Here is a 13,840-nt window from a genome sequence, read left to right as displayed (position 1 = left end):
AAGGGCAGCAACGTGTTAATTACCGCTGCATTGTTTGGATGTAGGAAATTTATTTTTTAGATTTGTCTAAATTTTATTTTAGGTAAGCAATAAAAGCGGGTGTATTCGTTATATAAAACAACAAGCGTATGGGTCCTAAATATTCGAGCAGCAGAGAAAATTACCTGAAAGCGATCTTTCACCTGCAGGAGATACATGGCACGGTAACCACGAACGATGTTGCCAGTGAAATGCAAACCCGCCCTGCTTCGGTGACCGATATGCTCAAAAAGCTGAAGGCGCAAAAATTACTATTGTATGAAAAATACAAGGGCTTTAAGCTGAACACCGAAGGACGCAAAGTGGCCCTGCAGATCATTCGTAAACACCGGTTATGGGAATTTTTCCTGGTTGAAAAATTACGCTTTGGCTGGGATGAAGTGCATGAAATTGCAGAGGAACTGGAACACATCAGCAGCAAGAAACTGATCGACCGCCTCGATGAATTTTTAGGATATCCCAAAACCGATCCGCACGGCGATCCTATTCCCGACAGCCAGGGCCGGTGGACGCTTACCCGGCAGGTAGACCTGCTGAACCTGCCCATTAACCAAATTGCAGAAGTGAGCGGCATTGGCGACCAGTCGGCCGAGATCCTGGAACTGCTAAATCATAAGCATATCGCCCTGGGTACGCGGCTGGAAGTAAAGAAAAAATTCGCCTTTGACAATTCGATTGAATTGAAAATAAAGAATCAGTCCCCGGTAACCATTAGTGAACATGTAGCAAAAAACGTATTTGTGAAATATGATGAATAGAATAAAAGGAGATGCTTCGTTAAGTGAGGTGCACGAATCGGTTGATATCAGTAAAAAAAGCGTTGGCTGGCGCCGCATCCTGGCTTTTTTTGGTCCGGCCTACCTGGTGAGCGTAGGGTATATGGACCCCGGCAACTGGGCCACCGACCTGGCAGGCGGCAGCCGCTTTGGTTATGCCCTCATCTGGGTGTTATTGATGAGTAACCTGATGGCCCTGCTGCTGCAAAGCCTTTCGGCCCGGCTGGGTATTGTGCGCGGCCGCGACCTGGCGCAGGCTAACCGCGAAACCTACCCCCGCCCGGTAAACTTTATCCTCTATATCCTCGCCGAAGTAGCTATTGCCGCTACCGACCTGGCTGAAGTGCTGGGTATGGCCATCGGTATTAACCTGTTAACAGGTTTACCGCTGATCTGGGGCGTAGCCATCACCGTATTCGATACCTTCTTATTACTGTTCCTGCAAAGGCTCGGCATTCGTAAAATGGAAGCATTCATCATTGGACTGGTAGCTATTGTTGGCGTTTCATTCCTTGTAGAGATACTTATTGCCAAACCGGTCTTAGGTGAAATAGCTACCGGGTTAGTGCCTACCCTGCCCAATGACCAGGCGTTGTACATTGCCATTGGTATCATCGGCGCTACGGTAATGCCACACAATTTGTATTTACATTCTGCACTGGTGCAAACCCGCAAGATCGCCAAAACAAAAGAAGGCATAAAACAAGCGCTGAAATGGAGTTTCATCGATTCGGCCGTAGCCCTCAATGTGGCATTTCTCGTAAACGCTGCCATATTAATTCTGGCTGCTACCACCTTCTTTAAAAAGGGCATGGTTGAAGTAGCCGAGATCAAGCAGGCCCATCAATTGCTGTCGGGTTTATTAGGCTCATCGGTTGCGCCGGTGCTGTTTGCCGTTGCGCTGATCGCCGCCGGACAAAGCTCTACGGTGACTGGCACGCTGGCCGGACAGATCGTAATGGAAGGCTATCTTCGCCTGCGCATTAATCCCTGGATGCGACGACTACTCACCCGTTTACTGGCCATTGTTCCGGCCATCCTGGTCATTGCCATTGCGGGTGAAAAGGAAGTGGACGCCCTGCTGGTGTTAAGCCAGGTTATTTTAAGTATGCAACTGGGCTTTGCCATCATTCCGCTCATTCACTTTGTAAGCGATAAAAAGACCATGGGCGACTACGCCATTAAACCTGTTGTACAGGTTATAGCCTGGATCGTTACCACCATACTCGTGTACCTGAATATTCGCATGCTGGTGAATGAAGCCAGTTCCTTTTTTGCCGGGTCAACCAATATTTTCTGGAAAGCACTGATCATTACAGGTGGAGTGGTTTTCCTGGCGCTCTTGCTTTATATTATTTTCTACCCGGTATTCAGCAAACGCCTGAAAGCAGGCAGCATTCAAATGCACCCGCAGATGGAAGGATTAAATACGCTCCATATTCCAACCTACAAAAAGATTGCAGTGGCCCTCGACTTCGGGGAGCACGACGATACGCTGCTGGCGCACGCCATTGGGCAGGGACATGGCAATGCCGAATATGTGCTCATCCATGTTGTGGAAAGTGCTTCTGCCCGAATATTGGGTAAGGAAAGTGACGATTATGAAACCAGGCACGATGAAGCCCGCCTGCAGTCCTATATGCAACAGCTGCGGGAGCAGGGCCTTACAGCAACCTGTCATCTGGGCTTCAGGCACCGGGCCGGGGAGATCATTCGCATTATTAAGGAATCCGGCGCCGATATGCTGGTTATAGGCGCTCACCGGCACAGCGGTATCAAAGACTGGTTATACGGGGAAACAATTAACTCTGTGAGGCATGAATTGAAGATCCCCATCCTTGTGGTTAATCTTTAAGTTGTTCAGTTCATCAGTTATTCAGTTCATAAGTTATTCAGTTTTGAAAAAGGTTATGAGTTCATGAACTAAAGAACTAAAGAACTTAATAACTTAATAACTTAATAACTCAGGAACCAATGAACTATTTTTTTAGATACAGTAAGTGCTTTAACCGGCTGAAAGTTTCTGGTTTTATATTGAGGTAAGAAGCAAGTACTTTTTGAGGCACGCGTTGCAGCATATGCGGGTGCGTGTTCATGTATTCGATAAAACGCGCGCGGGTAGATGTTTTTAACTGCTCGAAATAGCGGCTGTCTTTTTTAATGAACATCTGCATGATAATGGCGCGGCCCAATGTTTCGGCTTCCGGCACTTTATCCATTGCTTCCTGCATACGGTCGAACCTGACCGACACCAGTACGGTTGGTTCCAGGGTTTGAATAACCACTTCAGAGGGAACCCGGTGATGGAAGGAAAGTTCTGATTGAATAAAATGGCCTTCGGTGGCCAGTTGCAGGGTTACTTCACCCCTTATGGAAGATGGAATGTATTTGCGTACGAGCCCTTTGATCACGACATTTAGATAATCCTCCATGTCGCCCTGGTTTACCAGTTTCTTTTTTTTATCGAAACGGCGGATCTCCAGGTAAGGTATTAATTGTTCAATCCCTTCGCGGCTGATTGGCGAAAACCGCTGCAGGTGTGCCAGTAACTGTTCGTAGCATTCCCTGGCAACAATATTTTTATCCCCCATAAAAAAACATCATTTAAGATAAGGAGCATCTGAGCTTTTTTTGGTTCTCAGCAAATGCTTCAGCCGGCTGAATGTTTCCGGTTTTATGTTCAGGTAGGATGCCAGGTATTTTTGCGGCACCCGCTGAAACAGTTCCGGATTATCGGTCATAAAACGTAAAAATCGTTCTTTTGTACTGAACCGGATGCGTTCCAGCTCCCAAACCTCTTTTTGCAGGAACAGCTCGGTAATGATCAAACGGCTGAGGCGTTCGAGCTTAGGGTACCGGCTATACAACTGTTCTGCCCTGTCATGGTGAAGCGAGTAAAACGTAGTGGGCTCAATGGTTTCTACCACATATCCTGAAGGCATTCCAGAAAAATACGACACGGAGGAGGAGATCAATTCACCTTCTTTGGCTATCTGGGTAATGATCTCTTCTTTGCCTTTATAGAAAAACTTACGCGCCAGCCCTTTAATTACGAAATATAAGTACTTCTCCGTTTCATTAACATCGGTGAGCCGAACTTTCTTATCAACAGATCTTACTTCAATGGAATTGATGAGCGCTTCCAGTTCTTCAGCCGGAAGATCAATGAACTGGTCTATATATTTTTGTAATATAGCAACCATATTGCAAGTTATAGTTTATCAACAATTGTTGTAGCCGTTTAGCCGGGAGCTTCCCTTTTTTAGGTACTACTATGTACCGGCGCTATGGAAAACATCATACACCTGTACTGGTTGGGCGCTAAAAAGCCTTTTGCACATTTGGCCATTCTGCTGTAGGTTTGCACCCTTATTTGAAGGCAAAAAAAAGCATTTATGGCACAAAAAATCAATGTACAGAATCCTGTTGTAGAACTGGATGGCGATGAAATGACACGCATTATCTGGAAGTTCATCAAGGATAAACTCATCCTTCCCTACATTAACGTCGATATTAAGTATTACGACCTGGGTATTGAATACCGCGACAAAACCAATGACCAGGTAACTATTGATGCCGCCAATGCTATCAAACAGTATGGTGTTGGAATCAAATGTGCTACTATCACACCCGACGAAGCCCGCGTAAAAGAGTTCTCCCTGAAACAAATGTGGAAGAGCCCCAATGGTACCATCCGTAACATTCTCGATGGTACTGTATTCCGTGAACCTATCGTAATCAACAATATTCCCCGCCTTGTTACCAACTGGACCGCTCCGATCATCGTTGGCCGTCACGCTTTTGGCGACCAGTACCGCGCTACTGATTCCGTGATCAAAGGAAAAGGTAAACTTACTATGACCTTTACCCCTGAAGATGGCGGCGAACCACAAACGTTTGAAGTATTCAACTTCAAAGGCGATGGCGTGGCCCTCACCATGTACAACACCGACGAAAGCATCAAGGGTTTTGCCCGCAGCTGCTTCAACATGGCCCTGAACAAAAAATGGCCGTTGTATTTGAGTACAAAAAACACCATTTTGAAAAAATACGATGGCCGTTTCAAGGATATCTTCCAGGAGATCTTTGACAATGAGTTCAAACAGGCGTTCCAGGAAGCCAATATCGTGTACGAACACCGCCTGATCGATGACATGGTAGCCAGCGCCCTGAAATGGAACGGTAATTTCGTTTGGGCCTGTAAGAACTACGATGGCGACGTTCAAAGCGACACCGTTGCACAAGGATTTGGTTCTCTGGGCTTAATGACCTCAGTATTGATCACTCCTGACGGCAAGACCATGGAAGCCGAAGCAGCCCACGGTACTGTTACCCGTCACTACCGCGACCACCAGGCTGGTAAACGTACCAGCACCAACCCCATCGCTTCGATCTTTGCATGGACAAGAGGTTTGGCCTTCCGCGGTAAACTGGACGGCAACCAGGCCCTTATCGACTTCTGCAACACATTAGAGTCTACCTGTATAGAAACAGTTGAAAGTGGCAAAATGACTAAAGATTTGGCCGTTTGTATTCATGGAAATAAAGTAGAACATGGAAAACACTACCTGTATACTGAAGAATTCCTGGATGCGATCGATGCTAACCTGAAAAAGAAAATGGCTTAATAAGCCGCCAGCTTAACAAAATAAACTGGTTACACATATACAAAAAGCGTTCTGGCCCCGCCGGGACGCTTTTTTGTTGCTTCTGCCCTGCCTGAACGAAAAAAGGCCCTCCCGGAAAAACCGGGAGAAGCCTTTGTGATGATAATACCCCTTAACTTACCTATTTGAATATTGTTGTTTTTAGTAACTACACCAAGGCTACATTATTTGTGCCTGACCACAATTCGGCCAATAAACGCTGTTAAGGAAACTGTAAACCCCAAACTGACGCCATTTCAACAATTGTAGTGACTGTCAACCTGAGACATTATTTCTACAAAAAGTCCCGACGGGTACCGCCAGGACTTTCGCAATGATTGATTAATCGTAACCCGTAAAAATACAGATGCAGAACCACTATGTCAGCTTAGCGGTTAATCATCACCTTGTTATACAGGGCCGATGATCTTTTTAATTGACACATCATGCAATAAATCCGTTGCGCCTTCAGTTAACTATTCGGGTTACCTGTATAGATCGCATGTGCTAACATTAATTTTGCAGGGCAAAGCTGTGCAAAAACAGCAGGTAAATCGCTCAATCATGCCTGTAAAAACTTAGCATAATCATCATATTAGATATTAGGACAAATAATATTTTGCCGTTAACTTGAAAAGGCCGAACGTTATTTTTTAAAATCGATTTTACTTTTCTAGTATAAAATATCTTCTTGCCAGGGGAACGCCCATGTACACGTGAAGGATTAAACATAGTACGGCCGGCGTTCCTATTTTATTTTTAAATACAAAAGATCCGATGGCCCTGGCCATCGGATCTTTTGTATTATCAGATTACCACATTATTTTTTCTTGTCAGCACGTTTTCTTAGCTCAGCCACCGGAATTGTGATCATGCGGCCGGCAGGTTCTTTTCCTTTATACGTGATCACCCGAACATTTACCGCATCCCTGGGGATCTGTACCGGCTTGGTATACCTGGGATAAAAACGATCGGGGAATGAATTATCGAAGCTGTAATAAATGTCCAGTCCTTCCACCTCTGTGCTCATCGTCAGCTTCAGCAGCTCGCCATCTTTGCTTACATCGAAAATAGGTTCGTACATGCTGGGCGCATACTTGATCTCGGCCACATCGAACCGTTCAAAATGATCTTCCACGCGGCGGATGAAATCGTTCCAGTTCTTTTTTTCTGCGGGCGACCAAACACTTTCTGCCACTGCAAAGGCACGCGGCCACACCATATATTGCAAATGGCGCATATTGTAGATCTGTTCCGTCCATAAATTGGCTTGTCCGCCCTTGATGAATTTGGGATCTACACCTGCGGGCACCGGTTCAAACTGGTAAGACGATTTCAACCGTACGCTTTTATAAACGGGCGGTTCAATAGCCGGATCGCCCTGCATCAGGTCTATGTAAGTATGATTGTTTGGGCTCATTACAACCTCATGTTGCAACCTGGCGGCTTCTGCCCCACCCTTCGATCCGCGCCAGCTCATAACAGCCGCATTGGGCGCCAGGCCGCCTTCGAGGATCTCATCCCAGCCTATCATCTTTTTGCCTTTCGATTCAATGATCTTCTCTACTTTTTTTACAAAATAACTTTGCACTTCATGCAGGTCTTTCAGGTTCTCCCGCTGCATCAGCTGTTTGATGGCATCGCTCTTCTCCCAAAAATTCTTGGCGCATTCATCGCCACCCATATGAATATATTGGAACGGGAACAGTTGGGCTACTTCCGTAAACACTTTATCAAGCGCCTCGTATACTTTGTCATTGGCCGGACAAAGCGTATTATCTATCAGTGCATAAAAGCCGGTATCGGTCCACTGCATGAATTTTTCGCCCGAGTTAACGCGGTAGGTGCCCGGTGTGCAGGAGAGTTCCGGGTAAGCAGCAACCATTGCCATGCTATGGCCGGGCACATCCACTTCAGGCAGGATGTTCACATAACGGTCGGCCGCATATTGCACCAGCTCTTTAATATCGTTATGGGTATAGAAGCCGCCGTAAGTGCGTGGCTCATTTTCAGCAGGGGGTGTGAATGTACCGAATGTACCGGTCTTATCAACCCGCCAGGCGCCCACTTCGGTCAACTTAGGCAGCGATTTGATCTCGATGCGCCAGCCCTGGTCATCAGTAAGGTGTAAGTGCAATAAATTGTATTTATACCGCACCATATCGTCTATGAACTGTTTTACCTGTTCTTTGGTGAAGAAGTGCCGGGCTACATCGAACATCAGTCCGCGCCAGGCAAAGCGCGGATAATCGGTTATCTGCACTCCGGGAATGGTCCAGGAGGCTTTTTTGACCACCGATTCACTTACAATTTCCTTGGGCAGCAACTGCAACAGGGTTTGCACGCCATAAAACAAGCCCGCAGCGTCGTTGGCAGCAATCTGCACGCCGGTGGCGGTTACATCTAAAGTGTAGCCCTCTTTTCCAATTGATTTATCAGGGGTGCGGTTCAGCGAAAAACTGATCACATTTGTTTTAGCTGCCGGTGCTGCCTGCCCCAGCGCAAAACCGGTAGCTTTTTTTACCTGGCCTGTAAAGAAGCCGGCGATACGCTGCACATCGGCATTTTTACTATCGGCCGCTATTTTGGTTTGAGCGTTCAAAACAAAGCGGGTGTTCTTTTTTTCAAGGGAAACCGGCTGCGGGATAATGGATATCTCCTGCGTGGTTTGGGATACGGCGGAAGCAATCATCCAGAAACTGGCAAATAACAAACTGATCTGTTTCATATTAGTCATTGAATATTTACGATTATGGCGGTTTTAAAATTAGGGAAATTATCAGCTCTCCAGCTTTTAAAATTAATGCAAACGATTGATCCTCTTTATTGAATGATCATTAATTTGTAACTTCCCAAAAACAATCAAATACATGAAGAAACTGCTGGTTCCCACTGACTTTTCCGATACATCGAAAAATGCAGCCCGTTTTGCTGCACAAATGGCGGCAGACATTCAAAATGCAAAGCTCATCCTGATCCATGTGTCTGACAAGATCACCGGCGGGTCAGACGGTTCACCGCTAACCGAAGACGATGACGACCGCCGCCTCATTCTTAGCCAGGCGCTTACTCAATTGAAAGAGGAATTGCTGGCGGTGGCACAGGTGCCCATTGAGTTTGCAATGGAAAAAGGTTCCTCCCTCGTGGAAACCCTTAGCCGCTACGTTCGCTACCAGGCTATTGATATGGTGATCATGGGCATCACCGGCGCTACCCGGCTCGAACAGATCTTTATGGGCAGCAACACCCTCGAAATGGCTAAAGAAAGCGTTTGCCCCGTGCTGATCATTCCGCCGGATGCAAAATACCGCAAGATCAAAAATGTAGTGCTGGCCAGCGACTTTAAAGACGTGGATACTACCATTCCCGTTGCACCGCTGAAAGCAACCCTCGACCTGTTTAAACCCGCCCTGCATATTGTGAATGTAGATAGTGAGCACTATGTTGAGCTTACTGATGAGTTCAAGGCGGAAAGAGCCAAACTGGAACTGATGCTGAAAGACTATGGCCCCGAATTCTATTTCATCAGGCAGTACGATTTCTTTGACGCCATCAGCCAGTTCGTCGATGATAAAAATATCGACCTCATCGTTATCGTTCCGCGCGAACGCTCTTTCCTCAGTGGACTGTTCAAGACCAGCCATACCAAAAAGCTGGCCTACCACAGCCACATACCCATTGTAGCTATACATGAATAATATCGCGTTACCAGTTACCGGGTGCCAGTTACCGGTAACTGGCACCCGGTAACTGGCATACTCAACATGCTCAGTTATAGTCACGAAGTATTTTTTGAAGTAGCCACCCATCTCAGCTTTTCCAAAGCCGCTGACATTTTATATATCAGTCAGCCGGCTATCACGAAACATATACAATCGCTCGAAAAACATTATAAAGTAAGTTTGTTCGAACGCAAGGGCAATACCGTTTCGCTCACCAGCGAAGGCAAAATACTGCTTGAGTATGTAGTACAGGGCCGCGAACTGCAACGGCAGCTCGAGTTCGATATCACGAAACAAAAGAACCTGCAACAGGCAAAAGGCTCGCTCACCCTGGGCACCAGCACAACGATCTCCCTGTATGTTATTCCACCCGTTTTTTCCGCTTTTCATCAGCAATATCCCAACATTGAATTGAAACTGGTAAACCGGAACTCCGAGAATATTCTCAAAGCGCTGCTCGACCATGAAATTGACCTTGCCATTACTGAAGGACGAAACACCATCACCTCAGTAAAATATCAGTTCTTTTTAACAGATGAAGTGATTCCCGTTTGCAGTGCCAAAAGTGAGCTTGTGAAAAAAAAGAATATTGCGCCGGAAGAATTAAAGACCATTCCCGTTGCGCTGCGCGAAAGAGGATCAGGCACTTTAGCCGCCGTAACCGAAGCCCTGCAAAAATGCAGGATCAGCATCGCCGATATTAAACATAAGATCGTTTTGGGAGGAACAGAAGCGCTGAAGAACTTCCTGCTCGATGATGTATGCCTGGGCTTTTTACCTTTACGATCTGTAGCCCGGCAGCTTAAGAACGGCGAACTCGTTCGGTTAACCATTCCTGGTTTACAAATTCATCGTGCGTTTTATTTTATGCAACGGCGCGGATCGGAAACAGATCGCATCAATCAACTATTCATAAAACTGGCTACCAGTTACTATAACAAAAAGTTATAGTGTATAAGCAAACGGTATCGTTCTCCTTGCAGCAGCTTGCTACTTTTACCCTGTCATAAAACTACAATGAGAACAATACGATCACTTACCTCGTTAACGCAACTCGCGTGTTCGCAATGCGCACAGACCTATAGTGCCTTTCACCCGCAAACTTTCTCCCCGTGTTGCCGGCAACCGTTGGTGGCCCAATATAATCTGGCGGAAGTGCCGGCTAAAACGGTAGTGTATAACCGGCCTGCTACGATGTGGCGGTATAAAGAGGTACTGCCCGTTCTGGAAGAAGAAAATATTGTGAGCCTGGGAGAAGGCATGACGCCCATTCTTGAACTAAAACGTTTACAGGCAGCTTACGAATTGCCTAATCTGTTTTTGAAGGACGAATCGAAGAACCCTACCGGTTCTTTCAAAGCCCGTGGCCTGAGTGCCGCCGTTTCCAAAGCAAAAGAGTTTGGTTTGCCAGCCTGCATTATTCCCACAGCCGGTAATGCCGGCGGCGCGCTGGCAGCGTATTGTGCCAAGGCCAACATGAAGGCCGTGGTGGTAATGCCCCGGCATACGCCGCAGGTGTTTAAAGATGAGTGTGAATTATACGGCGCCGAATTGGTACTGGTAGATGGATTGATCAGCGATTGTGCTAAAAAACTGGCGCAGTTAAAAGAATCGAACCCATACTTTGATATTTCTACCATGAAAGAACCTTACCGCCTGGAAGGGAAAAAGACCATGGGTTATGAAATAGCTGAACAATGCAACTGGACACTACCCGATGTGATCCTGTACCCCACAGGTGGCGGCACCGGGCTGATCGGCATGTGGAAAGCGTTTAAAGAAATGCAACAAATGGGATGGATAGGCGAAAAACTGCCCCGCCTGTATGCGATACAGGCCGAGAACTGCCAGCCGGTAGTGCAAACCTGGAAGGGACTGCAACCCAATGCCAGGAACTATGTAGGCCGCCCTTCCGCCGCCAATGGACTGGCCGTGCCCAACCCGTTTGCAGAAGACATGATTCTGCGGGTTTTGCGGGAATCAAAAGGGCAGCCCCTGGCCGTAAATGACGCAGATATGGTAAGTGCTGTAAAAGAAATTGCCCGCAAAGAAGGATTGATCGTTGCTCCGGAAGGCGGCGCCCTTTGGAAGGGACTGCTGCAGCTGGTTAACGATGGAACTGTTCAACGGGCGGAGAAGATCCTGTTGTTGAATACGGGTAGCGGCTATAAATACCTGGAGAATATTCTTTAAAAGCTATAAGTTGATAAGTTTATTAGTTCCTGAGTTATTAAGTTACCATAACAAAATAAGCCATAATATAATATGGCTCAGCTTTTAGCTAAATTTGTAAACGTTGGAACTAACTGACAAACTCAATAACTGAATAACTAAGGAACTTAAACGGCCGGTTCCTGCTGGCTTAAACAGTGGAAACTGCCCAGTCCCCAGATGATCTCCGTAGAATCGATACCGATCACTTTACGATCAGGGAAACATTGCTGAATGATCTGCAGCGCTTTGTCATCCTGTGCACAACGATAAGTAGGCACTACAACAGCCGCATTGGCAATATAAAAATTGGCATAGGAAGCAGGCAGGCGCTGGTCTTCAAATACCACCGCATCGGGCATAGGCAGCTCGATGATATTCAGCTGCTGGCCATTCAGTAACCGCATCTGTTGTAACTGACGCAGGTTATGCTGCAGCAATTCGTAATTCTCATCCTGCTTATTTTCTTCTACTACGGTCAATACGGTATTCGCATTTACAAAACGAACCGTATCATCAATATGTCCATCGGTATCATCCCCAATAATGCCTTCATCCACCCATAACACCTGTTCTACCCCGTAGTATTGATACAGGTATCCTTCAATTTGCTGCTGATTAAGGTGTGGATTACGGTTAGGGTTCAACAAACAGGCCGTAGATGTAAGTAAGGTGCCCTGTCCATTAAATTCAACAGAACCGCCTTCCATTACAATACCGGGATGATATACCGGAATATTATAGTGTTTACCTATTAAAGTAGGAATAACATCGTCGAGATCATAAGGAGGATATTTATTACCCCAGGCATTATAACCCCAGTCAACGATCACTTTTTTGATCTCCGCCTGCGGATTTATCAAAAACGCCGGACCATGATCACGGCACCAGGCATCGTTCGTAGGATGAATAAAGAACTGAATATTGCTCATCTTCGCGCCGGCTTCCATAAGGCATTTTTCTGCAAATGCTTTCATCGCGGCATCGACCACATTAATGCACACTTTTTCACCCAGCGCCACTTCCTTTACAAACTGGCTGTAAAAAGGATAAATGGTTTCAATCTTTCCAGGCCAGGATGCTTCTTTATGCGGCCAGCTAAGCCAGGTAGCCGTATGCGGCGCAAACTCAGCTGGAAAATAATAACCTAGTTCTTTGGGAGTGGGACTATCCTTCATTATAATGCTCCAGTTTACAGTTCAAAGTTTACAGTTCAAAGTTCAAAGTTCACAGTTCAAAGTTCACAGTTCAAAGTTCACAGTTCAAAGTTCAAAGTTCAAAGTTCACAGTTCAAAGTTCACAGCCTGCCTCCCGTGCCTTCGCGGAGCGTCGGCTAAGCAAGCCGGCCCACTTTCGGGTTAAAAGTCCACCGGCTGCAGGTTTCAAGTTCCAGGTTTCAGGGGCTTTTATTGCGAATTGCATACTGCTCTTTGATCTGCTTGTGTTGCAGCATCCGCGACGGTGGTATTCCCTGCAACATGTAACCTGAAACCTGAAACTCTATTTTTGATTTGACGTTTCACAATAATTACGCTTCATCATCTATGAAGCGCTTGGTGATCGGCTGGTAGGAATCTATCCGGCGGTCGCGTAAGAACGGCCAGTGGGTGCGATAGCGATCGCTCAGCTCGGTATCAAGCTCTATCACATGCACTTCTTCCTGGTCGTGCGGGGCCTGGTATAAAATGGTGCCGAACGGATTGCTCACAAAAGAACCACCCCAGAATTTCATGGCGCCATTCTGCTCCAGTCCAACCCGGTTCACACTCACCACATGCACGCCATTGGCCACGGCATGGCCGCGCTGAATGGTTTGCCAGGCGTTGTACTGCTCGGTATTGGTAACTGAATCCTGCGAAGTAGCCCAGCCGATAGCGGTGGGATAGAACAAAATTTCTGCGCCCATCAGCGCCGTAATGCGCGCTGCTTCAGGATACCATTGATCCCAGCAGATCAGCACACCGATAGTGGCGAATTTTGTTTTGAATACTTTATATCCCAGGTCGCCCGGCGTGAAATAGAATTTCTCGTAGTATGATGGATCGTCCGGAATATGCATTTTGCGGTATTTACCCAGGTAAGTACCGTCGGCATCCAGTACAGCCGTGGTATTGTGGTAAATGCCCTGCGTTCTTTTTTCAAACAAAGAGGCAATGATCACGACGCCCACTTCCGCAGCCACCTTGCTCAATGCTTCGGTCGACGGACCAGGGATCGGCTCTGCCAGTTTGAAGTTGTCATAATCCTCCACATCGCAGAAATACAGCGAAGTGAACAATTCCTGCAGGCAAACGATCTGCGCACCTTTGGCTGCCGCCTCACGTACTTTAGCGATCGCTTTTTGCAGATTAGCTTCTTTGTCGTTGGTGCAGCTCATTTGCACCATGCCTATTTTAACTTTTGTCATTTTCTTTTAGTTACCAGTTGCCAGTTACCGGTTACCGGG

At 46.6% G+C, this 13,840-nt stretch carries 11 protein-coding genes; 6 read left to right on the top strand and 5 right to left on the bottom strand.

Features of this window, described 5'->3' with window-relative positions:
* Window positions 1–128: 128 nt before the first annotated feature.
* Complete coding sequence (locus JUB15_RS15750) at window positions 129–797, top strand: metal-dependent transcriptional regulator (protein ID WP_207513444.1); 669 nt, start codon at window positions 129–131, stop codon at window positions 795–797.
* A complete protein-coding gene (locus tag JUB15_RS15745) occupies window positions 787–2,670 on the top strand; it encodes an Nramp family divalent metal transporter (RefSeq protein WP_242696362.1) in 1,884 nt (627 codons plus the stop codon). Before JUB15_RS15750 ends, JUB15_RS15745 begins: the two co-directional genes overlap by 11 nt.
* A gap of 124 nt (window positions 2,671–2,794) precedes the next feature.
* Here the strand turns inward: JUB15_RS15745 and JUB15_RS15740 are convergent, their stop codons facing one another.
* On the bottom strand, window positions 2,795–3,406 hold the full coding sequence (locus JUB15_RS15740; RefSeq protein WP_207513443.1) for a Crp/Fnr family transcriptional regulator: 612 nt from the start codon (window positions 3,404–3,406) through the stop codon (window positions 2,795–2,797).
* A gap of 9 nt (window positions 3,407–3,415) precedes the next feature.
* Window positions 3,416–4,018 carry a Crp/Fnr family transcriptional regulator gene (locus tag JUB15_RS15735; protein ID WP_205512888.1) on the bottom strand — a complete coding sequence of 201 codons (603 nt, stop codon included), beginning with the start codon at window positions 4,016–4,018 and terminating at the stop codon, window positions 3,416–3,418.
* A gap of 192 nt (window positions 4,019–4,210) precedes the next feature.
* Between JUB15_RS15735 and JUB15_RS15730 the strand changes: the two genes are divergently transcribed.
* Window positions 4,211–5,443: an isocitrate dehydrogenase (NADP(+)) gene (locus JUB15_RS15730; protein ID WP_207513442.1), complete on the top strand. Its 1,233-nt coding sequence runs from the start codon at window positions 4,211–4,213 to the stop codon at window positions 5,441–5,443.
* Between the two features lie 838 nt (window positions 5,444–6,281).
* Here JUB15_RS15730 and JUB15_RS15725 read toward each other — a convergent pair.
* A complete protein-coding gene (locus JUB15_RS15725) occupies window positions 6,282–8,189 on the bottom strand; it encodes a beta-N-acetylhexosaminidase (RefSeq protein WP_207513441.1) in 1,908 nt (635 codons plus the stop codon).
* 142 nt (window positions 8,190–8,331) lie between these two features.
* On the opposite strand from JUB15_RS15725, the gene JUB15_RS15720 reads away from it, so the two are divergent.
* The 3 genes from JUB15_RS15720 (at window position 8,332) to JUB15_RS15710 (ending at window position 11,376) form a co-directional block, all read left to right on the top strand.
* Entirely contained in the window at window positions 8,332–9,159 is an 828-nt protein-coding gene (locus tag JUB15_RS15720; protein WP_207513440.1) for a universal stress protein, read from the top strand.
* Window positions 9,160–9,225: 66 nt separating this feature from the next.
* Window positions 9,226–10,134 (top strand): LysR substrate-binding domain-containing protein, encoded by a 909-nt coding sequence (locus tag JUB15_RS15715; protein ID WP_207513439.1) that lies wholly within the window; start codon window positions 9,226–9,228, stop codon window positions 10,132–10,134.
* Window positions 10,135–10,200: 66 nt separating this feature from the next.
* On the top strand, window positions 10,201–11,376 hold the full coding sequence (locus tag JUB15_RS15710) for a threonine synthase (RefSeq protein ID WP_207513438.1): 1,176 nt from the start codon (window positions 10,201–10,203) through the stop codon (window positions 11,374–11,376).
* Between the two features lie 146 nt (window positions 11,377–11,522).
* On the opposite strand, the gene JUB15_RS15705 is transcribed toward JUB15_RS15710, so the two are convergent.
* On the bottom strand, window positions 11,523–12,572 hold the full coding sequence (locus JUB15_RS15705; RefSeq protein WP_207513437.1) for an agmatine deiminase family protein: 1,050 nt from the start codon (window positions 12,570–12,572) through the stop codon (window positions 11,523–11,525).
* A 350-nt stretch (window positions 12,573–12,922) separates the two neighbouring features.
* Complete coding sequence (locus tag JUB15_RS15700; RefSeq protein ID WP_207513436.1) at window positions 12,923–13,801, bottom strand: carbon-nitrogen hydrolase; 879 nt, start codon at window positions 13,799–13,801, stop codon at window positions 12,923–12,925.
* Window positions 13,802–13,840: the final 39 nt, after the last annotated feature.

The sequence above is a fragment of the Longitalea luteola genome (assembly GCF_017356035.1).
Classification (GTDB): domain Bacteria; phylum Bacteroidota; class Bacteroidia; order Chitinophagales; family Chitinophagaceae; genus Niastella; species Niastella luteola.
The sequence above is the reverse complement of the archived record's forward strand: the minus strand, read 5'-3'. Positions and strand labels throughout refer to the sequence as shown.